Annotated in this window: 28 protein-coding genes and 1 pseudogene; 3 read left to right on the top strand and 26 right to left on the bottom strand. The window is 67.6% G+C overall.

What is annotated here, in order from left to right; translation table 11 throughout:
* The 10 genes and pseudogenes from IEW34_RS15780 to IEW34_RS15735 form a co-directional block, all read right to left on the bottom strand.
* A pseudogene (locus IEW34_RS15780) lies at window positions 1-1511 on the bottom strand (hypothetical protein); the annotation flags it as partial.
* A gap of 12 nt (window positions 1512-1523) precedes the next feature.
* Entirely contained in the window at window positions 1524-2420 is an 897-nt protein-coding gene (locus IEW34_RS15775; protein ID WP_188610153.1) for a hypothetical protein, read from the bottom strand.
* Between the two features lie 16 nt (window positions 2421-2436).
* Window positions 2437-3168: a YmfQ family protein gene (locus tag IEW34_RS15770; protein ID WP_188610152.1), complete on the bottom strand. Its 732-nt coding sequence runs from the start codon at window positions 3166-3168 to the stop codon at window positions 2437-2439.
* Between the two features lie 10 nt (window positions 3169-3178).
* Entirely contained in the window at window positions 3179-4267 is a 1089-nt protein-coding gene (locus tag IEW34_RS15765; protein ID WP_188610151.1) for a baseplate J/gp47 family protein, read from the bottom strand.
* On the bottom strand, window positions 4264-4752 hold the full coding sequence (locus tag IEW34_RS15760; RefSeq protein WP_188610150.1) for a phage GP46 family protein: 489 nt from the start codon (window positions 4750-4752) through the stop codon (window positions 4264-4266). Before IEW34_RS15760 ends, IEW34_RS15765 begins: the two co-directional genes overlap by 4 nt.
* The gene (locus IEW34_RS15755) at window positions 4749-5303 is read right to left on the bottom strand and encodes a phage baseplate assembly protein (protein WP_188610149.1); all 555 of its coding nucleotides are present in this window, start codon (window positions 5301-5303) and stop codon (window positions 4749-4751) included. The genes IEW34_RS15760 and IEW34_RS15755 overlap by 4 nt, the downstream gene beginning before the upstream one ends.
* Window positions 5300-6382, bottom strand: coding sequence for a phage baseplate assembly protein (locus IEW34_RS15750; protein WP_188610148.1), 1083 nt, complete (start codon window positions 6380-6382; stop codon window positions 5300-5302). The genes IEW34_RS15755 and IEW34_RS15750 overlap by 4 nt, the downstream gene beginning before the upstream one ends.
* Window positions 6383-6414: 32 nt before the next feature.
* Complete coding sequence (locus IEW34_RS15745; protein ID WP_188610147.1) at window positions 6415-7086, bottom strand: hypothetical protein; 672 nt, start codon at window positions 7084-7086, stop codon at window positions 6415-6417.
* A complete protein-coding gene (locus tag IEW34_RS15740) occupies window positions 7083-7550 on the bottom strand; it encodes a DNA circularization N-terminal domain-containing protein (protein WP_188610146.1) in 468 nt (155 codons plus the stop codon). Before IEW34_RS15740 ends, IEW34_RS15745 begins: the two co-directional genes overlap by 4 nt.
* Window positions 7540-7803, bottom strand: coding sequence for a hypothetical protein (locus IEW34_RS15735; RefSeq protein WP_188610145.1), 264 nt, complete (start codon window positions 7801-7803; stop codon window positions 7540-7542). The genes IEW34_RS15740 and IEW34_RS15735 overlap by 11 nt, the downstream gene beginning before the upstream one ends.
* Between IEW34_RS15735 and IEW34_RS15730 the strand changes: the two genes are divergently transcribed.
* A complete protein-coding gene (locus tag IEW34_RS15730) occupies window positions 7787-8272 on the top strand; it encodes a hypothetical protein (protein ID WP_188610144.1) in 486 nt (161 codons plus the stop codon). The two genes, IEW34_RS15735 and IEW34_RS15730, sit on opposite strands and share 17 nt — an antisense overlap.
* Here IEW34_RS15730 and IEW34_RS15725 read toward each other — a convergent pair.
* The 6 genes from IEW34_RS15725 to IEW34_RS15700 form a co-directional block, all read right to left on the bottom strand.
* Complete coding sequence (locus tag IEW34_RS15725) at window positions 8269-10644, bottom strand: hypothetical protein (RefSeq protein ID WP_188610143.1); 2376 nt, start codon at window positions 10642-10644, stop codon at window positions 8269-8271. The two genes, IEW34_RS15730 and IEW34_RS15725, sit on opposite strands and share 4 nt — an antisense overlap.
* A complete protein-coding gene (locus IEW34_RS15720) occupies window positions 10637-10933 on the bottom strand; it encodes a hypothetical protein (protein WP_188610142.1) in 297 nt (98 codons plus the stop codon). The genes IEW34_RS15725 and IEW34_RS15720 overlap by 8 nt, the downstream gene beginning before the upstream one ends.
* Before the next feature lie 186 nt (window positions 10934-11119).
* A complete protein-coding gene (locus tag IEW34_RS15715) occupies window positions 11120-11773 on the bottom strand; it encodes a hypothetical protein (RefSeq protein ID WP_188610141.1) in 654 nt (217 codons plus the stop codon).
* Window positions 11773-12816, bottom strand: coding sequence for a hypothetical protein (locus IEW34_RS15710; protein ID WP_188610140.1), 1044 nt, complete (start codon window positions 12814-12816; stop codon window positions 11773-11775). The genes IEW34_RS15715 and IEW34_RS15710 overlap by 1 nt, the downstream gene beginning before the upstream one ends.
* A 47-nt stretch (window positions 12817-12863) precedes the next feature.
* Complete coding sequence (locus IEW34_RS15705; protein ID WP_188610139.1) at window positions 12864-13154, bottom strand: hypothetical protein; 291 nt, start codon at window positions 13152-13154, stop codon at window positions 12864-12866.
* Between the two features lie 160 nt (window positions 13155-13314).
* The gene (locus tag IEW34_RS15700) at window positions 13315-13962 is read right to left on the bottom strand and encodes a hypothetical protein (RefSeq protein ID WP_188610138.1); all 648 of its coding nucleotides are present in this window, start codon (window positions 13960-13962) and stop codon (window positions 13315-13317) included.
* Between the two features lie 598 nt (window positions 13963-14560).
* On the opposite strand from IEW34_RS15700, the gene IEW34_RS15695 reads away from it, so the two are divergent.
* Window positions 14561-15049: a hypothetical protein gene (locus tag IEW34_RS15695; protein ID WP_210324511.1), complete on the top strand. Its 489-nt coding sequence runs from the start codon at window positions 14561-14563 to the stop codon at window positions 15047-15049.
* A 52-nt stretch (window positions 15050-15101) separates the two neighbouring features.
* Here IEW34_RS15695 and IEW34_RS15690 read toward each other — a convergent pair whose 3' ends face one another.
* The 3 genes from IEW34_RS15690 to IEW34_RS15680 are packed head-to-tail and all read right to left on the bottom strand — an operon-like array spanning window position 15102 to window position 16230.
* Window positions 15102-15647 carry a hypothetical protein gene (locus IEW34_RS15690; RefSeq protein ID WP_188610136.1) on the bottom strand — a complete coding sequence of 182 codons (546 nt, stop codon included), beginning with the start codon at window positions 15645-15647 and terminating at the stop codon, window positions 15102-15104.
* Complete coding sequence (locus tag IEW34_RS15685) at window positions 15644-15892, bottom strand: DUF6074 family protein (protein WP_188610135.1); 249 nt, start codon at window positions 15890-15892, stop codon at window positions 15644-15646. The genes IEW34_RS15690 and IEW34_RS15685 overlap by 4 nt, the downstream gene beginning before the upstream one ends.
* On the bottom strand, window positions 15892-16230 hold the full coding sequence (locus IEW34_RS15680; protein ID WP_188610134.1) for a hypothetical protein: 339 nt from the start codon (window positions 16228-16230) through the stop codon (window positions 15892-15894). Before IEW34_RS15680 ends, IEW34_RS15685 begins: the two co-directional genes overlap by 1 nt.
* A gap of 90 nt (window positions 16231-16320) precedes the next feature.
* On the opposite strand from IEW34_RS15680, the gene IEW34_RS15675 reads away from it, so the two are divergent.
* Complete coding sequence (locus tag IEW34_RS15675; RefSeq protein WP_188610133.1) at window positions 16321-16827, top strand: hypothetical protein; 507 nt, start codon at window positions 16321-16323, stop codon at window positions 16825-16827.
* A 7-nt stretch (window positions 16828-16834) separates the two neighbouring features.
* On the opposite strand, the gene IEW34_RS15670 is transcribed toward IEW34_RS15675, so the two are convergent.
* From IEW34_RS15670 to IEW34_RS15640, 7 genes are all read right to left on the bottom strand, one after another.
* Entirely contained in the window at window positions 16835-17047 is a 213-nt protein-coding gene (locus tag IEW34_RS15670) for a DNA-binding protein (protein ID WP_188610132.1), read from the bottom strand.
* A 129-nt stretch (window positions 17048-17176) separates the two neighbouring features.
* Window positions 17177-19207 carry a ClpP-like prohead protease/major capsid protein fusion protein gene (locus IEW34_RS15665; protein ID WP_188610131.1) on the bottom strand — a complete coding sequence of 677 codons (2031 nt, stop codon included), beginning with the start codon at window positions 19205-19207 and terminating at the stop codon, window positions 17177-17179.
* A gap of 9 nt (window positions 19208-19216) precedes the next feature.
* The gene (locus IEW34_RS15660) at window positions 19217-20758 is read right to left on the bottom strand and encodes a phage portal protein (RefSeq protein WP_188610130.1); all 1542 of its coding nucleotides are present in this window, start codon (window positions 20756-20758) and stop codon (window positions 19217-19219) included.
* Window positions 20758-20964: a phage head-tail joining protein gene (locus tag IEW34_RS15655; RefSeq protein WP_188609891.1), complete on the bottom strand. Its 207-nt coding sequence runs from the start codon at window positions 20962-20964 to the stop codon at window positions 20758-20760. Before IEW34_RS15655 ends, IEW34_RS15660 begins: the two co-directional genes overlap by 1 nt.
* A 1-nt stretch (window position 20965) precedes the next feature.
* Entirely contained in the window at window positions 20966-21442 is a 477-nt protein-coding gene (locus IEW34_RS15650) for a hypothetical protein (protein ID WP_188610129.1), read from the bottom strand.
* Between the two features lie 9 nt (window positions 21443-21451).
* Entirely contained in the window at window positions 21452-23524 is a 2073-nt protein-coding gene (locus IEW34_RS15645; protein ID WP_188610128.1) for a phage terminase large subunit family protein, read from the bottom strand.
* Window positions 23433-24083: a hypothetical protein gene (locus IEW34_RS15640; protein ID WP_188610127.1), complete on the bottom strand. Its 651-nt coding sequence runs from the start codon at window positions 24081-24083 to the stop codon at window positions 23433-23435. The genes IEW34_RS15645 and IEW34_RS15640 overlap by 92 nt, the downstream gene beginning before the upstream one ends.
* Window positions 24084-24252: the final 169 nt, after the last annotated feature.

Genomic DNA, 24252 nt, shown 5'->3' with positions numbered 1-24252 from the left:
GAGGTGCTCTCGAGGATGTCGTTCATGCCGAGCTGGATATAGATGACGGTCGGGTTCTCGACGTGGATCTTGGGGTCGGCGACCCCGGCAAAGCGGGAGATGAAGAAGCCGAAGTCGAAGACGTATTGAACGCCGCTGATGGTCACGATCTTGGCCGGATCGTCGCCGCCGATGGCGACGCGCAGATAGGGGTTGATCTGCCGCTTCTGGTCCTTGGTCATGGCCGCATAGGCCGCCTCCGACCCGGCCGCCAGGATGCTGGCGACGTCCGCATCCATGGACCGGCCGGTGAAGTCGTCGAAGGCCCAGCCCTCCCGGCATTCGCCGAACGGGCCGGTCTCGGCCAGATTGTCCCCTGACGCCGTTCCCTTGAACGTGCCGACGAAGGTCGGGTTGAACCCCCAGGCCGTCAGCCGGTCCGCCACGAACTTGCCGAGCGCCCGGTTGCCGATCGAGTCGGCGAGGAGGAGCACCTTGGGCGCCGGCGAGCCACTCACCGGCACCACCTTGCGGCTGACGGTCAGCGGCACCTGGTAAAAGGGGATGGTGTCGAACCGCCGCACGGTGATCTGCGCCGTGGTCGCCAGCAGCATGTCGGCGTCGATCAGAATCTGATCGCTCGATGTGCGCCACCAGCCGGCGAGCGGCTGATCCGGCCGGGTCGAGAAAGTCACCAGCGCCATCTCCGCATCGCGCCGGCCCTTCAGCATGGACCGGATCTGGAGCGGGATGATCTCGCCGGAGACGGCGAACAGCTCGTGACCATAGAGCGGCGTCACGTCCGGCGGCGCCGGCGGCAGGAGCAAGGCTTCTACGACATCGAGCCGCCGTTCCAGCGCCAAGCGGAAGGCGACCTGCACGTCGCCGCCCGCGGTGATGTAGAAGGGGCTGAACCCATTCGGGTCGGTGATCCAGATGGTCCCGTCGTCCCCGATGCCGAAGTTCCAGCGCACCGCCTGGCCGTCGAAACCGCGCTGCAGCAGGCTTGCCAGCACGAAGCCGAACTTGTTGACGATATCGAGCAGCGGACCGCCTTCCGTAACGACGTCCCCCGACACGACAGGCACCTTTGCGCCGTCGACGACGATCTCCATCGGGGAGAGCCGCGCGTCCAGGGCGGTCACGGTGGCGGTGCTGACCTGGATCCAAGGTGTCGCGGGGTTGTCCGGAGTGGTGCGGGCATAGGTGCCGTTGTTCGTCCCCACTGGATCGGCGATCACCTGCCCGATAAGGGCCGTGGTGTTCTCTTCCAGCTCATCGAGCGTGTTGCAGATGACACCGTTGCCGGCGGCCGCCGAGGTCGCGGTGTCGAATGCGAGCTGGGCCTTCTGTTCGACCGCTTCGATGGCCTCGCCTGATACGACTGCCCCCACTTCCAGCGCGGCGACCTTGGGATCGAGCTGGTTGACCCTGTCGACCACCGCGTTCGCCTTCTGGAACGACTTGCGGATATCGTCGCCATCCTGCGAATTCGGGTAAGATCCGATATTGATAGTCTGCAAATCAGCCATGGAAATCCGCGCTCAACTATAGCCGTACACGCGCAGCCAGTAGTAGTACTTGCGGCGTCGCTTTGTCGTTCCGTCGACAGCTGATGTAGACGTTGCTGTCATGGTGAACGACGCGGTCGACTTGCTGGCGATGTCGGTCGTGTCGATACTTTCGATCGACGGAATCCACAGCGAGGGCGACGGGATAGGAGACATGAGCTCCTGCGCCTCGACGTATCTGGCCACCTCCACCTCACCTTCAATGAAGTAGCTCGCGTCCGGCCGAGGCGTGGTGAAGGTGAAGGTGAAGGTGCCGCTGTTCCAGGTGCCGCCGAACTCGGATCCGGACACCGGGATCTGCGCGCCACCCCACGTCGATGCGGGCCGGTCGAAGTAGAGGCCGGCGACCAGCGGACCGTTGGGAAAATACGCCGCCTGCGGAAGCGTCGAGGTGTTCAGGACGACGAAATAGGTCCCGTCGAAGAACCCTTCGTAGAAACCGCCGCCGATGATGTCGCCGCGAGCCAGCGGTCGGTCGGAAGACGCGCGGCAGGTCTTGATGCCGAAGCCGAGGTCGACAGTGCACCCGCCCGTGTTGGAGTAGGCGGCGCGCCAGCGGATCGGGACACCCGTCAGCGCCGACCACGCGGTCGGCTGCGGATTCGGCAGCGTCAGCACCCAGGCGTCCGCCGTGCCGGTGGCGACGCCGGCGTAGTTGATCCACTGAGCCCGCACAGCCTTGGTGACCTGCTGGAGGTCTGCGCCCGACGGCACGAGGTTGTTATATGCGATCAGCGAATCCAGTTCCCGCAACGGGTGCTCGAAAGCCGCCGCCCGCGGGATCGAGCCCTCGGTGCCCGTGCCCGGATTGCCGTCGACCCACGACGCGTTCGGGTCGCCGCCGTCATTGTAAGGCGAGACAAACTTCATATCGCTTCCCGATTTTCTAGGCGACGCCCGAGTAGTCGAAGATGACGTCCGTGTGGGCCGGCTTCAGCCGGCTGAAGATGCAGTCGAGATCGGTCGCCAACGACATCCGCACCATGGGATCGATGCCGCACTGGCCGCCCTCGTGGCCGCACCTGAACCAGGTCGTGCGGACCTCAAGAAAACTGACCGTCCACCAGAAGCGGATCTCCGGCGGCCCGATCTCCCAGCGGTAATCTCCGCTGGCATCGCGCGTGTCGCCGCAGGCGGAGACGCCGCACATGAACGGCGCGTGCTCAGTGATGTGGATGCGGTGCCCCAGGCTGGCGGCATAGCCCTCGAAAAAGCCCCGGTCCTGGCGGCCGACGAAGGTCATCTTGCCGACCAGCACGAGCCGCCGATCGCCCTTGGTCAGCGGCTCGGCCACGCACGGATCCGGTAGCCCCCAGGCCCGCTCCCAATCGCCCAGCATTGCGTCGGTCAGCCGCGGATCGCTCTCGATCTGGAGCAGATCCGCAGCCCGGCCATCGACAAGCCCCCAGGTCTGCGCCAGCCCTGCGACGAGCTGCATCAGCACCGACTCGGGATCGCGCGGCCACGCAACGCCCTGCGGCAGCAAGTTGGCCAGCGCCTCGGCGTAGTCATCGCCGGAGCGGCGCCAGAACTTGGTGCCGTCGTCCGCGTCGACGAAGTCGGCCGTCAGTTGCACCGACGAGGCATAGAGCTCGCCGGCGGCGGTGATCCAGGGCATGGCGTGCTGCCTACGCCGGCCAGGTGATCGTGCCGGGCACCGCCATGTGCCCGGGCGACGGCATCACGTGATCGACCATGTCGAGATCGAAGTTGTCGACCCCCGGCGTCGCGTAGATCGCCGCGGAGACCCACTCCGAATAGATCGTCTGAGCGTCCTGGCTGATGCCGTTGAGACTGTAGGCCGGCCGCGCCCGATCGCGCAGCATCGCCGCCACATTGGCCGTGATCGCCGCGCGGATCGCCGAGGTGTCCGGGTTGAGGCTGTCGAGCGCGAAATTTATCGGCTCGGCGATCGGCGAGAGCACGAAGAAGTCCATCACCGCCACCGGCCGGACCGCATCGAGCTGCTCGGCGACGTAGGCGATGTCATCCGCCGTCGGAAAGCCGCCTGTGCTCGCGCGCAGCTCGTCCATCATGAAGCGGACCGTCACCGTGCCCATGCCCATCTCGATCGGCGAGCACCAGGCGCGCGTCACGCCCGGGATCTCCAGCGCCCACTGCACATAGTCGTGCGCCGCCCCGCCCATCGGCGGCATGCGGATGCGCGCCAGGACGCGGGCGCGGAGATCGTCGTCCTTCTCGGCATCGGCGCCGCCAGTCATTGCGACGACCAACGCCTGGCCATCGATCAGCGGAGGCGGCTCCGACAGGCTCAGGACGTCGCCCGGGTCGCGGTTGCCTGCCGTGCCCGCCGTCAGTGCGCGCACCGGCGCTTCGGTCGCGCCGGGCCCGAGCGTGATCGGGTCGAGCGTCTCATACTCGACCGAGCCGCTGGCGAGCCGCGTCGCCTCCGGCACGATGGTGCCCTCGACGCCTGTGATCGCCACCAAGCCGCCGGCGAAGGTCGGCGTCTTGCGGCCGCCCAGCCAGATCCGGCCGTGCCGATCGAGCCATTCGGATTCGGCGGTGTCGGGCAGCAGCTGATCCGACAACCAATCGATGTATTGCAGCGTCAGGTGCGCGAGGGCGGCGTTCGAATCCGATAGGACCCGGAGCCGCGTGTTTGGCGCGCCCGCGTCAGCGCCCGGAAGCTTGCCATTCACGTAGTCGCGGGCGAGCCGGCGGACGTCGGCAAAGGTCGGCGTCTGCCAGGTCATGCGACGATCCCGGTCCAGAGGTTCTGGAAGCGCAGCGCCACGGCGTCGCGCGGCCCGCGATAGATCGTGACGACGACGTCGATGCGCTCAGTCCCGACGCGGTCGGCCACCACGACGACGCGGCTGGCAATGCCACGCGCGATGAGCGGCTGGAGCGCCTCATAAGCATACGTCTCAGCCAGCGCGAGCGTGCTGCCCTGTCGGGCACCTGCAGGCCGGATGGCAGCGCGCGCCAACAGCCAAAGACGCGAGCCGATCGGCCAGCCGTCCCAGATCTCGGCCGCACCGGTGTCGCCCCACCAGCCGCGGCGGTCGTCGGCGTCGATCGCCGGCAGCTCGTCCGCCTCGTCTGCGCGCCGGTCGGTGCCGAGCGCCACGATGACGGCGGACGCAAGCTCCCCGGTCTGGTCCGTGCCGTCGAGCGGCTGCATGAGCCAACCTAGCGTCAGATCGTCCGGCGTGATCTCGGTGATCCCGTCGCTCATGCGATCGGCTCTCCGGTGGTGCCCGATCCGGGCTGCACGCCATCGTGCCGGTGTTCGGCATCGATCCGCTTGCCGTTGTGCTTGATGTAGCCGCCGGTGACGTCGAGGCCGTCCTTGCTCAGGCTCATCGTCACGCCGCCGACCTTGTTGGTGATCGTCTTGCCCTCGGGCACCTCGAGAACCACGCCGGCGCGGGAGAGGTGCACCTTCTGGCCTTGGTCGTCATGGAGTGCGACCTCGCCATTCTGGAGACCCTTCAGCCGATAGCGGCGGTCGCCGACCATCAGCGCGATCGGATGCGAGCGAGCACCCGTGGGGAACAGTAGGACGACCTCGGCCCTGCGCTTCTTTCCGCCCTCAGTGGTCGGCGGCTGGCCGACGGCGGTGAAGCCGTACGGCTGGAAGAGCTCGACGCCATTCGCGGGCTCGCCGTGGGCCAGCTTGACGTCGACCTCCTGCATGCGCGGGGCGTCGCTCGCCTTCTCCAGCGTGCCGCGCGCAATGGCGCCGCCCATGCGGTCGGCCGTCGACCGGGTCGAGGACCGCTTCATTGGTCGGGTCCATCCGGCTGTGCCGGGTTCACCGCCCCGCCCCCGGTCTCGACCATGCCGCTGCTGCCGTAGCGCGACGGCAGGCACAGCGAGAGCGCCGTGCGCGTGCCCGATCGCTCGTCCTGGGTGCTGACGACCTGGCTAATGGCCAGCGTCATCCGGGTGCTCGGAAAGATCATCGGCGAATAGACGCTCACGTGCTTGCCGAGGCTGTTGAGCCATGGCGTTCCATCATCCCGGAACCAGCCCTGGACGACGATCGTCCCCAGCAGCTGGGTCGCGGCGTTCTCCGACATCTCGTGGTTGGCCCGGAGCTGGGCATCACGCTGGTCGCCCGGCTCCTCCATCATGATGACGGACTGCCGGTTCCGGCCGACGCCGGGGTTCTCCGAGGTGGCCGAGACATCCCGGCTGTCGTCGCCCCAGCTCTGATCGTTACCCGGCTTCGAGCCGATCGTCCGGATCTTGCCGAGCGCATATTCGTCGCTCATCACGACGTTGGCGCTGAGGATGTTCCGCCCCTCCTGAAGGTCGGCGACCACCTGGGTCTGGCTGCCGGACCGGAACCCGACGAGATCCCCGCTCACATCGTCGGTCAGGAAGATGTGCCGCATCCGGCAGAGGCGCTCGATGAAGGCGAAGACCGTCTCGCCTGGGATCACATGCACCCGGTCGAAGGCCTTGTCCGCGCCCTCCGGGCTGCCCTCAAGCTTGAACTTGATGCCGAAGGGCTTCAGGACCGAGTTGGCGACCTGGCTCAGGCTCGACTTTCGGAACTGGCCCTTGGTGTAATCGACGGCCGACTGCGCGGTGTCCGCCCACTTGCTGACGCCCTGCACCTGGAGACCGTGGCGGCTCGCGTCGAACGCCACCTGGCGCACGTTGATGACGCCGTTGATGACCTGGACGCCACCGAGCCGGATCTCGCCGGTGTTGCCGATCTTCAGCTTCAGGCCCGACCAGTTGGCGCCGCTTTCCGATGGACTGGCCGCATCGAAGGCAAAGCGGCTGATGGACTCGTCGCCGGCGGCGCGAGACACGGAGACCGACGTCCAATCGCGGTAGCGCCGTCCGTTCACGCTGATCTCGGCAACCTCTTCTGGCCGGGGCATCAGGCTGACAGGGCCCGGCCGGCGCGCGGCGGAAAGGCCGGGTGGATGATTTTGTTCTCGGCCCGCAGCTCATCTGCCCGGCCTGCATCGCCATAGAGCCGGTTGGCGATGACCAGCGTCGGAAAGGTTTCCGCAAGCCGATAGTTCACGATGCGCGGCAGCGGCCGGGCGCGCGTCACCAGGTCGTGGATTACCGCGGCGTGCAGGGCGACCAGCGCCTTGTAGTTCACCGAGTCCATGGCATCGGCCGCGAATTCCTCGGCCGGGTCGAACGCCGCATTGAAGCGGTCGCGTAGGCGATCGACGTCCTCGCGGCTCGTCAGCGTGACGCCGGCGAGGACCCGCGCTTCGGCGATCAAGCAGAAGCGAATGCACAGCTGCCGCACCGTCTCAGCGGCGTTGACGCTCGCCACGGCGCCGACGGCTATCGCGCGGACCGCCGCCATGGTGTCGAGCGTCGCGCCCGCGCCGCGCGCGGCGTCGAAGCACGCAAGCAGCGGCGCCGGCAGGGTCGCATTCGAAATGACGGTCTCGGCCGAGGCCTGGAGCGCCCCCACCTGCCGGCGAAGATCCGCCGCCTCGGCGCTGGCGCGATCGGTCGCCGACGTGAGCAGCGCGTCGAGCACGGGGGACAGGAGCGCGGCCGCTTCCTTTGCGTCAGAGGCCTTCACTTCGTCAGGTCCTCCCCTGCCCGGCCGGCTGCGGCAGCGGCTGCGTCGTCGGACTTGTTCACGACGTTCGCCGCGGTGTCCTCGAAGAAACGATCGGCGCCGGTCGAGCCTGACTCCAGGAACTCGATATCGAATTCGCAGAAGCCGCCTCGCTCACGGCTCTCGCGGACGCTGTAGCCGCCGCAGACCACCCGGAACGAGCCCAGCGTCGGGTGCACCAGCATCCCCGCCCCTTCCCGCTCGAGCGCGTCGATCAGCTGATCGCGCGGCGCCTGATAGTCGGCCCCGACCAGGTAGGCCGAGATGGGATGACGGCGCGCCCGGCGGCCGAGGTCCTCGGCGTAGGGGTCATCCCGCTTGGCATATTCGTGCATGGCGATGCGGCGGCCGCTTGCGCGGACGCCCGCCTCGACGTGGAACTGCGCGCCGCGGAACGACGCCGGACGGAGGCGATCACGCCACATCTGGATTCGACATCGCGCTTTGGCGGTTGAGCTTTACCGACCGGAACAATCCGTCCAGTTTTGGCGTCGCCGCAGCTTCGGGCAGCGCCGGGACAGCGGCCGGGGCCAGCACGACGGTCGTGCTGCTCTGCTTGTTGCCATAGACGTACGTCGACGTGACCGATTGGACACGATCGCCCATCCGATCCAGGATGGCCGCGATCGTCGCGTCCATCTCACGAGCACGGCCCTCCGGCATGTTCAGATCCTCCAAGGTCACCCTCCCCACCCTCGCCCTACTCGCCTGCCTCGCGCCGGGGGCGGCGGGAGCGGCCGAACGATCACGGCCAGCGCAGGTTCTTCTTGAGCAGATCAGCTGCGCCGTACCGCCCGCGCCCGCATCCGTCCTCTACTTCTTCCGGGATATCGGCCTTATCAGTAACAAGCCAACCCGCGTTGCCGACAGCCTGAATTACTTCAAGCTTAAGAAGCCGTTAGATCTCGATGGCGTTCAGGCGGTCGCCGTGTTCGGGTTCGATGAAACCGGGACTTTCCCGTTCGTCCGCGCCCCCGGCACCTCTCCGGGGCAGGTAATCGGGTTTGTTGCAAAAACAAGCAAGCCGAAGATCATCGAGTGGGCCGACAATGGCCACGGCGGCAAGGCAATCCAAATCGAGGACCAGTCAGACTTTGGCCCCGGATATATCGAGGCGTATTGCAACAAGCTCCCGCCTCGGGACTAATCCCCTTCGTCAGCATTGGGCATTGCGCGAGGCCGGTTGACGGTCACCTCCTTGAACAGCCCATCCATGCTCGTGCGGGCCCGCATGCCCTTCGGAAAGCCGTCGAGCGTGATATTGACTGACCCGGTCGCCGACTGACCTCCCCCGCCTGCCTCCGCGGCACGCTTGGGTAAGGTTTTGGTTTCGGCCAGATCGTCAACAGCCTTTCGCCAGGCCTTTGGAAACGACGTTGAGTCGGTTCCAGACTGAGCGGCGTCTTCGTCAGCCAGACGTGACAATCCTGAGTAGGACTTTCGTCCCCCGGATGGCCACTCTGCGCTGTCTACATCGTAGCTGCCGCCCCTGATCGCCTTGGCAAGCTCTCGCGGGTGCCGCTTGAAGCCTTCCCACGCGCCCGGTCCCTGCGCCTTCCAGATTGCCCGAGCCATTTTGATCTGGTTCTCGCGGCTGAACTTGTCGTCCCACGTCAAGCCGGCCCCGGGCATCGCGATGTCACGCATCGTTTGCCCCACAATCTGAAAGGCACCGAGCGCCGAGCTGCTCCCATGACGTCGGCGAATTTCACGGCCGAACTGGTAGGCCTCTCGGAGTGTCATCTCCGTGAGGGGCTTCGGCGGGCGCGCGTATCGCCCATATCCCAAGGTCTCGTTGAACGGGTCGCCGTATTTCGCCGTCCCCTCCGCCGCGATGATGGCATCGAGCCGGTGGTCACCCGTTCGCGCGCCGGCGCCGCGCACGGCCTCTACCGACCGCTGCTGCCCCGGCGACAGGTCGGACCGCCGGATCCGCGGCACCCCGCTGCCGGGCGTGAGGCCGCTCGGGCGAGGCGGCGGCACCGGCGCGCCGTTTGACCCCAAACCGCCGCTCCCAGGGGTAGTGCCAGGTGCCGGCCCGCGCGGCTCCTCCGGGATGGGCGCGTCCGTTCCTTCGCGCCGACCCTGGCCACCCGGACCACCGCGCCGCCAGCCGCCGCTGAAGCCGCTGCCGCCGGACATCTCCGGCAACGCGCCGCCACCGCCGCCGGCCCAACCGAGGCTGGCGCGCTGGATGCCGCCAGCGCCGCCAGGGCCGCCAGCCACGAACTCGCGCAGCGCCTCGAGCACGCCGTCGCGCACCGCGTCGCGGAACATCTCGAAGGGCGAGCCATAAGCCGCGTCCCCGCCACCGCCGCCGTAGGAGATCGGCGAGAACCCGCGCATGCGGTCGAAGAGCGACTTGGGCGGCTGGCGCTTCTGCTCCTCGATCAGCCGCTGCCGCTCCTCCGGCGTGATGTCCTTGACGTCGCCGCCGTTGAGCGCTCTGCCCAGCCGGTCCGTCCACTGGACAAGCTTGTCGATCGCCGCCTGGGCCTCATCGACGGCCGCTTTGATCACCCTGAACGCGTCGGCAACGCCGCCGGCGATCTCCTTCATGTTGCCGAACATCGTGGTCAGGTCGGACCCGATCGCCTTCCAGTCCTGGCCCTTCAGCCACTCCGTCGCCGCCCTGATGCTGTCGACGACGCCGGTCTTGATCTCGCCCTGGTTGAGATCGACCCACTCCCGAAGCTGGTCAATCATCGGCCGCAGGCTGTTGAGCAGATCGCTCCCGACGGCGTCGCGCAGCCCGCGCAGGCTGGCGCTCATCTTGTCGAGCGCCTCCTCGAAGGCGAGCGCGTTCTTCGCGGCCGATTCCGGCAGCTTGCCCAAGTCGCGCTCGGCCTCTTTCATCAACTCCTTGATCGGCTTGCCGAGCAAGCGGGCGCCGAGGATGGCGAAATCGCCGTTCCCGAACACCGCCTCAGCGAACTTGCGCCGCTCGGCCGGGTTCGGGATGCGTTTCTCCATGAACTCGATCGCCTCACCGAAGGCGGTCGCCGCATCCTTCGCCTGGCGCATGCGGGTGAACAGCGCCTGGATCTCGCTGTTCTGCCCCATGCCCCAGTTGAAGAGCTGGCCATAGCCCTTCTGGAGATCGCGGAACTGCTCGGAGAACGAGCCGAGCGCTGAGCGCATCTGCTCAGCCGGGATGCCGAGACGGGCGCCGACTTCCTGCCAGGTCCGCACGGCGTTGATGGCGACGCCTGTGGCGGCCGAGAAGCGCGCCAGCTCCGCCGTCGAGCCGGAGAAGACCCGCACGGTAGCGGCGATGCCGGCCAGAGCGCCGCCGACGGTCAGGCTGGTGACGCCGATCGCGTTGAGGGCTGGCTGCAGCCCACGCTCGATCCCGGCGCGAAGCTCATTTGCCGATCGCGTCGCCTCCGTCATCTCCTGTCGCAGGCGTCCAAGGCCGGGGCCGGGAGTGATCGCGTTCAGCTGCTGCTTGAACGCGCGCAACGGGCCGCTGAATTGGTCGACAACAGCGACGGGAAACCGGAGCGCTTCGTCAGCCACGGCGCAACCCCACGGTGCCGCCCTCGGCCGCCGTGCGTACGCGCCCCGGGCCGGGCGCGGGGGTGATGGCGGCCGGCGCGCCAGCGGCGTCGGTCTCGGTCACGACCCAACTACCGTCGGCGAGCGCCGACGCGACGGCGCCGGCCGAGACATTCGCGAGCGGCAAGCGCTGGTTGGCCGTGAGGTTCGGGTCGAGCGGCGCGCCCGGGTATGACCACACGGGGCTGTAGCGCCGGAGCGTGCCGTCGCCGGCTGCGGCGAGTGCCGCCATGTCAGGATGATCGGCCATGTCGGACTCCTTCTCGGATGCGCCAGATCTGCGGCGGCTGGAATGCGCGCCAGGCGTCGCTGGGGCGCGGCTCCGGCCGGAGCCAATTTCTCGGGCGGGCCGCCCGCCGATCCCGCGGCACGGGCAGCCCGCCCTCGTCCCGCACCGCCGTGGCCGGCCTGCGGAAGAGCGATTTGAGCAGGCGGATCACGGCGCCAGCTCCGGCGGCACGCGCTCGAGCATGGGGCGGTCGATGATGCGATCGATGGCCGAGCCGTCGAGGTGGATCTCGGTCCGCAGCGCCCGGGCCAGCTTGTTCACCTGGCACCGCACTTCGAGCCGGTCGAACAGGTCAACGCTATGCCGCCAGTGGGCACGCCAGCGCTCGGCGAGACGCGCGTCCGGCTCATCGCCGTGGAGCACGACGAGCAGCTCGGCGAGCCTGCACTCGTCGCACGTCCCTGTGCCGCCCGCGCGAGCTTTGGCCAGGTGGTAGGTCATCACCTCGGCCGGCGGCGGGGCGACGTTGTGGAGCGTCATGCCGCCGGCGACCGGGCCGCCCAGCGTGGCGACGGCCAGCGGCTCCTCCCACCGACACCGGAAGGGGTCCTCGTCAAACGCGACGTGGGGCTCGTGGCCGACCTGCGCGTGAAGCGTGCGCCGGCCGTAAAGCGCGGCGCCGACGACGTGGCCGGCCTCGTGGGCGACGACCTCGGCCTCCTTCACGGCGATGGCGCGGAAGAGGCTCCCCTGCCGTGCGTCGCCCAGTGCGCCGACGTTCACCACGACCGGCTGCAGCGGCGCCCGCGACTTGCGGAGCGCCTGGCCGCAGTGACGGCCGCAACCATATGCGCCGATCATCACGCCGCGCCCCGCGTGGAAGCGGCGAGTTCGTAGAGGCTGACGCCGACGTTGGTCCACATCGTCTCGGCCTCCCGCGCCCGGTCGGGCGCAAGCACACCGACGAACCGCGCCGGATTGCTGCGCAGGCGCGCCACGATCGCCTTTGCCTCGTTCGTGCCGGGATCGAAGCCGATGCCCTTGGCCTTCGCCGCTTCGGCCACGGGCTCGGGGATGGTGACGCCACCGGCCGGCGTCTGGATCGTGTGGCCGTTGACGGCCGTGTAAGAGATTGGCCGGTCGAGCACGACCTCGACCTCGGGGAAGGTGGGCGGCGGCGGGACGATCGGGATCGCAACGGCGGCCACCGGCGCAACGGCGGGAGCCTCGCCCGCGAGAATGGCGCGGCCGGCGGCGCGCAGCGCTTCCGCCTGGAGCCGCCGCGCGGCCGCCAGAGAGTCGGCGTCGATTGGATAGCCGGGGAAGTCGACAGGATCCGGGATCAGCCCTGGAGCCATGGGGCGGATGGCGGGGCGTAGGATAGCGAGCGCGACGTGCTCCGGCGCAACGGGGAGGCCGAAGTCGCCGATGCCCAGCCCGCTCTGGCGAATGGTCCGAACGAGCGCCGCATAGGCCTCGCCCACCGGCACGAGCGTCCGCTGCAACTCTGCCGCGGCCTTTTCAATCGCCTCGGCGCGAGCCTCGCACTCAGTCGCAACTCGCTGCCGCTCCGCCCGGTCCCTCTGCTCGGCGATTGCGTGTTCGGTATCCTCGACGGCCACGGCCAGCGCCCGGAGCGCATCCTCGAGCGCTTGTCGCTTCACCTTCGCCGCGGCAAAGGCATCATCGACCCGGGCCGTGGCGCGCGCATCATCGAGATCGCCTTCGAGCATGTGCTGGCGCTGCGCCCCGAGCGCCTCGTCGTAGGCGCGCTGGGCGGCGGCATGCTCCCTTGCGAACCGCTCGCGGCGTTTGGTCAGATCGGCGAGCTTGCGCTCAAGCGCGGCGGTCGACGAGCGCGACGGCAGCACACGGGCGATGGCGGTGGCGGCTGTGGTCTTCATGCCGCTGAAGGTGAGCGAGACGCCTATCCCATTTCAACTACCCAAACCTACCCAAATCCTCCCATTTTCGGCTTTCCTGTAGCCAGATCGGCCAGCTTTCGCTTGTCGAACTGCCACCGCCCTCCGGCATCCTTCCACGCCAGCCCGGGGCACTTCTCAGCCCATCGCAGCAGCGTCTTGCGATCCCGCTTCGAAAACTTGAGGGCCGCGGCAATGCCGAAGGTGGCGGACGGCGTTGCTGGCGCCTCGCGGCCAATCGCGGCTCGCGCCCTCGCCAACACCTGCTCGAGGTCGGCGACCAGCGCGACGAGCGCTTCCTGATCGGGCACCGTGTCCATCACCGGCTGCCTACATAGGGGGACCCGGCGCCAACCGGGCACCCCCAGCGCATTCCAGGGTCCTTGCCAAAGGGGCGTGCGTCACGGGTAACGCGCGACCGCGACGTGTTCCTAGCGCCAGAATTTTGCAGGAAGCGCTGCCCAAACGCCCGAGAGGTCATCAACGCCTCCCCGGTTCCGGCAGCGAAGGGTAAGGCACCCGGTCATCGACCAGGTCGTCACGGAACCATGGGAGCGCACTCGTCCAGGCTTCCCAAGCCTCACGACTGACGCGCTCCCCTGCCTTCGCCGCTAAGGCCCGCCAATTCGGCCCCACAGATGCCAGGACGTCGCGCGGGCACCAGTTTTCGTCGAGCTCGACGCCAGCCCGGTTGAAGTGATCGTCGGCCGCGCCCATCAGCTCCATGCGGACCATCGCCGCCAGGGCGTAGGCCATCCGCATCGGAGCGCCGGCCTCGACGGCCATCTTCGCGACGATCGCCGACGCGTGAGCAGCGAGGAAGCGGGCGGCCGAAATGGCCGGATCGTCATATGCAACAGGCTCGCCGTCGTTGCCTGTTACCAGATCACCCGAGGCAACAGGGGGCGTTGCTCGTTGGGTGCGATCGAGTGTCGCCACCTTACGCCGGCCGCGCGACGGATCGAGGTTGTTGGCTCGGTCCTTCAAAACCTCAGCCAGCCTTACCATTCCGCCATGCGAGCGGATCGCCCCGCGCGCGACCTGGCGCTGGAGCGTCGACCGGTTCAAGCCGAGCCGGCGAGCCGCTTCGGCCATGGAAATCAGCGTTGCATCATTGCTCTGTTGCATGACTTTCAGCCTCTGCGCCTAGCGATGGCCCGACGTCGCGCGTTACCCGTGGCCGGGGTGGGGGGAGGAAGGACCCGGCGAACCGATCGGGGTGGCGGTGTGAAACGGGGTCCCCTATCCTCGATTCTGACCGCCCTCGTGTTGCCATGGTTGCCTGTGACTGCTGGGGCGTCGGAAGATCCGGGCGGCGCTTTTCAGCGGCGACCTTGGCGATAGCGGCCCTCGTAGGTCGCGACCCGCGGGCATAGCCCGCCGCTTGACATTCTGCCGCCCGATGCGCGGGCGAAAGGATGTCGTGCGGCCGCCCACGCTCCACGAGATTCGCGATCATGTTCGGTGGGCGACGGAGCCTTGGGATGCTCGCATTCCGCATCCGCATATGCGTGGGACGTTGGCTATTCGCCAACATCCGCTTCGGTCGACGATCACGCCTTCGCTGATTGTCCTACCTGGGGGCGCGCGACTTGACGCGCCCCCGCATCATGCGTCCCCACTTACATCGTCATCTGGCGAGCGCAGGCTAATGCTCAGCGCTGCGCCTCAACCGTAGGCGTGGCAAGATCGATCATTCCTGATGCTGGGGCGACCGATGCAGATTATGACGACAGCCGATTGGAGCATGGTGATCTCGATGTTCAGCCTTGTCGTGTCGTCCGGCCTTGGCGGCATCAAGGTTTGGGAGACGTTCTTCAGGGACCGCGCCCGCTTCGCCGCAACAGCTTGGTTCATCAGCTTGGATGATGAGCCCGATGTCATCACCATTGTGAACCTCAGCCCCGTTCCTGCGATGGTCTCTCATTTCCAACTCGAGTGGCGATCGCCGCTGCCATGGCCGTTCAGCCGGTCGGAGCCACCGCTCGACGAAACCCCTGATGAAGGGCACACAAACTTCAGGATCGACGGCCTGGGAAAGTTCGATCTTCACTTCAGCGAGGGGGAAAAGTTGCACTGGGGCAAGAGCGCTGGATCCCGGGCGCTCTACCTCACCCTCCATCTTCACGGTCGTGTGCGCCCCATTCGTGTTATGGCCCACGAGGGTTGTCGGCCTCGCTGGCAAGCGTGGTTGCTGCGCCTGCCGAGCCGGTAGATTTGAAAAGCCGGACGCGCAGGCGGAACTAGCTGTAGACGCGCGGGCGCGCCTACAGAGGGCGCCTCGCTAGACGCGCCGGCGCGCCTACGGTTCTAGACGCGCCCGTGCGCCTACTATCTATATCTCCGTCCCTACGCTCACGACGGACTGGCTGTGTGTCGTGCCGACGCTTTCCAGCCGCCTGGCTGAGCGCGGCGGCTGCGGCGGTGTCGCTCGCGATGCGGCGCCAGTCGTTCGTTGGCGGCGGGCTCGGTGCGCGCCCGATCACATAGGTCAGCCTGTAGAAGTTGGCCTGCCGGAACTGAGCGGCCGATCTCTGCCCTGAGGCCGTGATCTCCAGGAAGCCAAGGGCCGATGCCTGGCGGATGGCGAGCGCGACGGAGGCGCGCCGAATGCCGCCCCGCTCGAAGTCGCTGTAGGTTCGGATCAGCCGGCCGTTCTCCGTCCCGCCGTGCTCCATGTGCTCGACCTCAAGCTGATCGAGAACGCGGCGAGCATCGTCAGGGAGATGGCGCCAAGCCGGCGAGATGCGCATTGCGTGGGAGTGACTGACGAACGGGCCCTCGATCGTCCTCGCCTTGGTGCGGCGGCTCATGCAGCGCCGCCTTCCATGACGACGCGCCACAGCGCGGCGCGGATCGCGAGTTCCAGCGCTCGCATCTCCTGCTCGACCACAGGCGATCCGACGCCGCGCCTGAGCATGGTCTCGCGCTGCACCTTCAGCACGGTGTTGGCGAGGTACTTCTCACCCTGCGCAGCCGACATGCCGGCGATATTGCCGGCATGCTTCAGGATGAATCGCCGATTGCGGGTTCGGGGGAACGGAATGATCTCGGCCATCAGCGCATCCCGTTCGCCGGAGTGAGCATCAGGCGAGCGGAGGGGTGCTCGGCCCTCTGCTGCGGGTTGCTCTGGCAGAACTGGAGCTCGCCGGCGCGCCAGCGATCGCGCACGCGCGTGATGGTGCGCGTGGCGTGATGCGCCTGCTTTTCGGTCAGACCGCCATGCTTCAGGCAGTACGAGAGGAGGCTGGCCAGGAACTCGATATCGCGATCGCCAGGGTCCATGACGGCGAGGCTCCAGCGGAGCGCGTCGCCCCACTTTCCGCCCTCAGGGAAATCGGGGACCTGGTCCGGCCGCAGCCGGTAGACTGGCGAGCTTAGGACTGGGGTGTTCATGGCGATGATTCCTATGGCCTAGACGAAGGTCATGGTGCAGCCGGAGCGCGCCGCGCTATGCTGGCGCAACCGACTTGGGGAGGAGACCGCATGAAGATCGATGCTGGATTTCAGCCGAAGCAGCTCGTGGAAATCGAACCCGGCGAGCTGTTCGTGGCTGATTTTGGTGGGGGCCCGGAGCCTGCCGTGATGCTGCCGGCGGATGAGCACTATCCAAGGTGCCTCTTGCTCACCAGGCTGGCCAACAATAAGAAACGGCCTTCTCTGCACGACCTTAAAGACAACACTGAAATGGCTATCACTTTCGGAAAGGACTGGATTCTCACTCCGAAACATGGGCCAAAGCTGTTTGATGGAAACCAGTATCTACTCGGCGCACTTCATATTTCAGCCGAGGCCGCGGTACTTGTCACGTACAACCCGCGGGGATCATACACCAACAATGTCGTTTTCCTGGATCTATTGACCATGCAGCTGGTGAATAGGATCCCGGATCGCTCCCTGGTCGTGGAATCCGCCGACATATGGCTCAGCGAGGAGCAGCGCAGGCTTCCCGGCGCCAAGCCGTTCCTGACGATCGTCCCCTTGCAGGTGTAGGCACCGCTCACGTCCGCGCCTCCGGCGCCGTCCGCCCCGCCGCCTCCCGCTCAGCCAGCCAGGCGTTCAGCGTCGAGCGGCGGGCGCAGACGGTCTTGCCGAGCTTGAAGGTGGGGAGCCCACTGGTGCGGGCGAGGTGGCGGGCGGCGTCGGGCTTCATCCCGAGGTGCTTCCCGATGGCTATCCAGCCCGAGAGCAGGTCAGCCGAGGTGGTGTCCATGTCGCATTCCTTGTCGCACGCGCGTCGCGTTCGGCAGCCGCCGCGCGATCACGAACCATTACGGATCAATCACTTAGCTATCAGAGGCTTACGGCCCCGAAAATGGCAAAGGCCGCCCCGAGAGGCGGCCTAAGCTGCTGATTTCATTAACGTGTTTTCGTTCGCGATATCGGTCCGATCGAGATACGTGACCTCGATCGTGTCGGTCTGCGCCGGATCGGCCGCCATGTACCAGGCGGTGCCCGACAGCCGAGAATCCGCCACGACCGTCGCCAGCCCGCGGACGGGGTTGGCGATCTGGGCCCCGTCGCCGGGCGTGTTGGCCGCGGTCATGATGGTGTTGGCGGCCATCTTCAGCGTGATCGGCACCAGCATGTACTTCGGCACCACGCCTGCGGACGTGCCGATGCCGGCCTCGTCCTTCTGCACGCCCATCGCCGCCTCGGCGGCGCCGACAGACGCGACCGAAATCACCGCGCCGGAACCGGCCAGGTTGCCGTGGTTGGCGTGGAACAACGCCGTCCCGTCCTGCATGGTCGGGTTGCCGTTGATGATGGCGTAGACCAGGTTGCCGATCGTGCGCTTCGCCGCGCGGCCCATGCGCCGAGGCACCCGGTCGAAGAAGCCCAGGTCATCGTTGATGATGGCCTGCCGCGTGATGGCGAAGACCTTGCCATAGGTCGCGATCTGCACCGTCGTGCCAGTATCCGCAATGGTGCCATATTTGTACTCGGCCCCCTCCTCGACCTTGTCGAGCGCCGGGAACAAGCCGAGGTCGACGCGCGCGATCGGCCGGAAATCGGAGGCCGTGCCCTTGCCGGTCCAGAGCGGGAAGCTCTCGTCGACCTCCTCGTAGCCGCGCATCATGGCGCGGTAGGCGACGTTCTGGATGATGTTTCCGAAATCGCTCGACGAGTGGTAGCCGGGCCCGGCGTTCATGGTGGTGAAGGCGAGGCCGACCATGCTCATGCGGTCGCGGTGACCGTTGCGTACGCCGCGCATTGTAAGCGCCGAGCGCGCGAGCTCCGCCAGCGTCAGGCCGACAAACTCGTTGCCGCGATCGGCATCCTCCGGCTTCACCAGGCCGGCGCGGATCATCAGGCCGCGCTGAGCGCCCTGGATCCAGCGATCGACGCCATCGGCGTTCACGACGATGCCGGCCGGCCTCGGGTCGCCCGGCGGATTGTCCTCGCGGCTCTCCTGCCGGCGCGCCCACTCGTCCATGATGTCGGCGCGGGCGTCGACGAGCGGCCGATCGCCATTCAGCAGATTGACGACGAACGAATCGTCGGCGGGGATCCGGGCTGAGCGCGCCTGCGCCAGGATGCCGGTGGTGCGCTCGCGCTCGGCGCGGATGGCCTCGGCGCGGACGGCCGCGGTGTCGACCGGCGGCGCGGCCGGAGCGACGGGAGGAGCAGCAGCCGGAGTTCCGCCGCCCGGTACGGGATCGACCATGTTGGTCTCCTGGAGTTGTGCGGACGGCGCCGCGGAATTCGGGCGCTCGGCCCGAAGCTTGATCGGCGCCACCAAGAGGCGCGCGAGTTGATCGTTGGAGAGTCGGGCGCATGCGGCCGTGCGCATGGCCTCGGCGACGGCCGTCGCGAAGCCGCGCTCCACCGCCTCGCCTGCGGACATGTACGTCTCGGACGCCATCATGGCGCCGATCTCTTCAGCGCTGAGGCCGGTCTTGGCCGCGTAGATGTTGATCAGGATCGCCTTCTGGCGATCGATCTCGTCCGCCATCGACCTGAGGTCGTCGGCATTTCCGACAGCCACCGCCCACGGGTCGTGGATCATCATGGTGGCGTTCTCCGCCATGACGATTTCGTCGCCGGCCATGGCGATGATCGAGGCGATGGACGCGGCCATGGCGTCGACCTGAACCCGGATCGGCTTTCCCCATGCCCTCAGCGCGTTGTAGATCGCCAGCCCCTCGATGACCGAGCCGCCGGGCGAGTTGATCCGGACATTGATGGTGTCCGCGCCCGAGAGCTCGGCGAGCGACGCCATCACGTCGATGGCGCGTACCGAGGTGTCGAACTCGTCCCAAAGGTAGGGGTCGATCACGCCGTAGATCAGCAGCTCGCCATTGAGCACAAGCGAGCGCGTGTCAGAGCGCTCGCCGCGCGTCTGCGCAGCGGCCCCGGGCTTTGTCGTCATGGGATGTCCCTATCTGCGGGTGTCGGCCGGATCCGGCGCGTTCGGGTCGGCGTTCTTCTGCGCAACGCCGCGGTTGGTGACGCGCCGTGGGTCTACGTCGAGCGTGACCTCGTTGGCGTCGAGCCAAGCCAGGTCCTCGATGATGCCGGCGCGCACGTCTTCGGGGTCATAGCCGGCGACGCGCTGCTCCTCGCTGAGCCAACTGAGGCCGGAGCGGATGGCGTCCTTCGCCGCGGCGATCTCCTCCGCCGGATTGAGCATCTCCCAACGGGGTGGCGTCCAGCCGAGCCGGAAGGGCTCCGTTGATCCTGTCGCCACCGCGGCCGCCTCCAGCGTCCAGGCCGCGAGCGGATCCAGCATCTGCGGGACGATCATGTTCCAGCGCCACGCGTCGACGTTGGAGCGAAAGTTGATCCGGCCCAGCCGGCCCGAGATGAAACTGACCTCGCCCAGGTTGCCGGTCAGCGTCTCAAAGGGGATGCCCAGGCCCGCGGCGACCTCGTGCAGCGTCGCCGATGCGTACGGTCCGAAGTCCTGTGTGGTCGGCGGCGTCGCGAAGGAGACGCTCTCCCCCGAGCGGAGCCGCTCAACCATGCCCGGCTCGAAGCTCTCGACCGGATAGTTGCCCTGCGGGTCCGCGGGCTGGATCGTGCCGTCTGCGTTGGGAACTCCGAAGTCCCCATCCTCATCGGTGGTGATGAAGGCCGCGAAGCAGGCGGCGATCTTCTGCCGGATCAGCTGCGCGTCGGTGTAGTCGGCAAAGTCACGGATCCGCAGGATCACGGGCGCGAACCAGCTGACGCCCCTCACCTGCCCGGGCCGGTCGACCCGATAGACATGAGCCACGAAGTCGGCCGAGACGCGCTGGCCCCGCGTGGCCATCCTGCGGCCCAGCATCAGCGAGCCAGGGTGCTGGTCGAACAGATAGTAGGCGACGCGCCGACCGATCGCGTTGAACTCGACGCCCTGGATCGCGTAGTTGCCGTTCGGCTGCGGCCCGTCGATGGACGTGTCGAGAAAGTCGGGCTCAAGCACCTGGATCTGGAAGGGCAGCGCGAAGCCGTCCGACGGGCGGCGAATGCGCTTGCGGATCAGCACCTCGCCGGCCTCGACGATCGTGCCGAGCGCCAGCGCCTGCAGGCCGTAGAGGTTCAACCGGCCATCGGCATCGATGTCGGTCGTGTCGAAGTGGCGCGTCAGCAGCGCCTTGATCTGGGCGGCGCGCCCTGCGCGATCCGCCATCACCCGCGGCAGCAGGCCGGCGCCGACAGCGTTGTTCGTGATGACCAGCTTGGCGGAAGCGGCGTGGGCGTTGTTCCGCACCATGTCGCGCGCCACGTCGCGGAGGCGCCCGCCGGCGGTGCGCGTCTCGACGTTGGCATCGGTCCCGACCGCGCGCCAACCTTGCGTCCGCCGGCCGACGCTGGCCGCCTCGTAGACGTTCCGCGTCAGTGCGGCGCGCTGCATGCGGGTGCGAGCTTCTGTCCGGCGCTCTGCCGCCCGCGGCGAGACGTAGCTGATGGCCCGGTCGAGCCAGTTGGCCTGCGGCATCAGAGCCCCGAGCTGTAGCCGGCGACGGTGCGGCGGGTCCGCACCGGCAGACCCAGCTCACGCTTCAAGGCGTCGCGGATCGACCGCAGCTCGGCCAGGCTCGCGTACTCGACGCTCTTGCCGTTGTAGCTCACCCGCGTCGTACCCGACGCGATGGCAAGCTCAATCGCCTCGAGGCGAGCCTGGATCTGCTGTGGTGTGGGCACGTCAGGCCGCCGGCTTCGGCTTGCTCTGGCCGGCCGGCGCCGCATCGGCAGGATCCGAGGTGGCAGGCGCGGCGCCCGTGGCCGCGGCAAAGCTGCGCTCGACCTCGCTGGCGATGTCCGCCGCTGACGCCGCCACCGACGCGCCGGCATCGTGCGTCGGCCGCGAGCCCGGCGGCAGTTCCGTTCCGGCCTCCGCGGTGCCAGCCTGAGCGGTAGTCAGCACGACGGCACCGTCATCGCCCTTCAGGCGCACCGACAGGAGCTCGCCGCCTACGCTCTGCGTCACGCCAACAAGGTCGCCGGCCTGCAGCAGCTCCTTCACCTCGGCGTCGCTGACATACTCCAGCGGCAAGCGGAGGTTCGTGCCGCTCGGATCGATGGCGCAGCCCGGATAGGTCCAGACCGAGCCGACCCGTGTCAGCACGCCGTCGCCCTTCTTCGCCAGCGCCGCGGCGCCGTTCTGCTTCTTCTCAGCCATCGAAATCTCCTATCGTGGTGACAGCCACCCCCGGCGGCGCCCCAAGAAGTTTTGCTGACGTGCGCGTGGGGCGGCCTGCATGGCTTCCGCCTGGGCTGCTATCGGCATGTCGTCTTCCGGCGGCGTCTCCGTCGGATCCGCTGGCTTGTCCTCGCGTCGGGCTGGCCGCCCGGAGAACTCCAGCGCGCGCTCTATCCGTCTAGGCAAAGAGCGGCGAACCGCTAACGCGCCGACCATTGTGTCGAGCGCTTCGTTCCGCTTGCCCTCCGGCAGCACCCACACGGTGACCGGCTGCCCCATGCGCTTGCGGATCTCGCGCCGCTCCGACGTGAGCTGCGCGAAGTAGTCCTGGCCGAAGGCGTCAGTCTCCGGGAAATGGATGAACCCGGGCATTCGCCCACCTGGATCGGGCGGATCGATCTTCAAGCGGCCGTAGACGGCGTCCTTCGCGGAGTCGACGCCGATGAGCCACAGCTTTTCGTTCGTCTTCGAACGCGTCGCCTGCAACGGCCAAACCGGACGCTTGCCGGCCACGCCTTTGCATGGGAACACCTTCTGACCGCGTCGACGTCGGCAGAACGAGAACACCTGCGCGCCATGGTGCCCGCCGGTATCGATCCCAGCCGCCGCGACGCGCAGCACGCGGCCGTCCCGGGTCGTGAACTTCTGCCGCAGCAGGTCGGCCAGTTTTTCCCAGGCTCGCGGCTGCGCCGGGTCCTCGTGGGTGACCTCGTAGAGGAAGGGCCACGACTCTTCGTCCGCACCCCAGCCGACGAACTGCGTCTCCAGCCGATCGCCCTGCACGTCGGTGAATGACGTGATCGCGACGACGCCTTCTGGCAGATCGTCCGGCCCATACGGCTCCCGCCGATCGATGAGGCCAGACCCGTCGAGCTTCTCCGTGTTCGGCGACACCCACAGCTCGGCGAAGCCGGTGTTGACCACCTTCTTCATGAGGTCCGGGTTGCCATCGGCGTCCAGGAAGCTCTTCACCAGCGTCGGAAGGCGGTGCCGTTTCGACAGCCACTTCGGGATGTGGAAGCTCGCGTGCCCGTCGAAACGCGAGAGCGCGCCGCAGTGCCGGCACATCGACCGGCCCTTGTCGTTCCATCGCTCCGGCGACTGCCGTTCCTCGCAGCACACGAACGGCTTCGTCTGGCGCCAGCCGTGATCCGGCTCGTGCTCGAGCGCAGCCAGCGCCGCAAGCCTTTCCTTCTCCGTCCAGACTGCGCCGCACGCCCCGCACGAGATGCCGGCAGTCTCCGGCAGGTGCTCGCCGGCGGCGTTCCGGCTCCAGACGACGTTGGCCCAGGTCAGCACCTGCGCTTCGCCGCAATGCGGACAGCGGGGGAAGCACTTGCGCTGATCGCCCGCCTTGTATTCGCGGCCGATCCGCGAGGTCTCCTCGTTGGTCGGCGAGCAGACCCTGATGAACTTGGCGCGGCCCACCGCGTGGTAGGTCGATGCGCGCTCTTCCGCGAGACCGAGCGGGTCGCCCTCGTCACCGGCGCTGGCCGGATATTTGTCAATCTCGTCGCAGACGATGATCCGCTTCGGCCGGGACGATAGGTCCGTCGGCGAATTCGACCCGACGAAGTCGATGCCGCCGCCCGGAAATGACTTCGAGACGATCGTGTTCTCGCTGTCCCTCTTCCTCGACGGCGGGAGCAGCTTCCGCAGCACGGGGCTGACGCTAACCGATGTGGTGAACCGCTCCTTCGAGAAGGCGGCGGCCGCGCCCTGCGACGGCTGCACAAACAGGATGGGGCTCGGATCCTGATGGATGAAGTAGAACGCCGCGTTCAGCGCGAGTTCGCTCTTTACCACCTGGGTCGCCGCCATCACGGTGACGGTGTGCACCTCCGGGTCGGTGACCGCGCGCATGGGCCCGAAGGCGCACGGCTGCGAGGACGTCTTCCACTTGCCCGGCGTGGCTGAATTTTTCGACGCGATATGGCGGAACTCATCCGCCCATTCGACGAGGTCTAGGTCAGGCGGCGGCTTCAGCGCCGCCCGGGCCGCCCGCAGCCTCGTCACCAGAGCCTGCGCGCCCCGCGAGTCCGGCGGGGTCATGAAGTTCATTCAGAGCCTCGACTATCTCCCGACGGATGGCCGTCTCGATCGTCGCTTGGTTCGCACTGTCCAGTTCCGGCGCCAGCTTGCCCGGGATCGTCAGCAACCGCTCGCGGATGGTCGCGTAGTCGTGCTCGACGAGCTTGGCGACGTCCTCGACGCGCACCCATTCCCGCCGGGACACCTCGAGCTCGTGCTTCCGCAGGAGCCCAAGCATATTCTCCTTGCGGCGCACCGCCTCGGCGTGGGTCAGGTTCTCCGGGTCCATGTCGCGCGCGGCGGCGTCAGCCTCGGGCGGCTCTTCACCCGCGGGGGTGTCGGGCGGCGGCCTCTTCGCTCGTGGCGCTGGCTCGCTGTTACCGGGCGCCGCGCGGACCGGTCGATGGGTAACACCTCCGCGGTAGTTCGCCGGCCGCTGGTCGAGGTTCCACTCCGACGCCTCGACGTCGACCATCCCATCTTCGCGAAGGACCAGCAGCCCCTTCTGTTTCCAGCCTGTAACCGCTTTTCGTGAAACGCTCCGGCGCCGCGCGAAGTCGGCCTGTGAAACAAAGCGCTCCGCAGCCATTCCGGCGTTACCTTGTTACCTGTTACCGGGTTCCGGGCCTCTGCGCGTAAGCATAGACCGAGGTCGCGCGTTACCCGTGGCCGGGGTGGGGGGAGGAAGGACCCGGCGAACCGATCGGGGTGGCGCTGTGAAACAGGGTCCCCTTGTCCGCCCGCGGGGCTCCGGAACG

The organism is Chelatococcus reniformis (assembly GCF_014640075.1).
Taxonomy (GTDB): Bacteria; Pseudomonadota; Alphaproteobacteria; order Rhizobiales; family Beijerinckiaceae; genus Camelimonas; species Camelimonas reniformis.
Note: the sequence above shows the minus strand (reverse complement) of the source record. Positions and strands in the feature narration are given on the sequence as shown.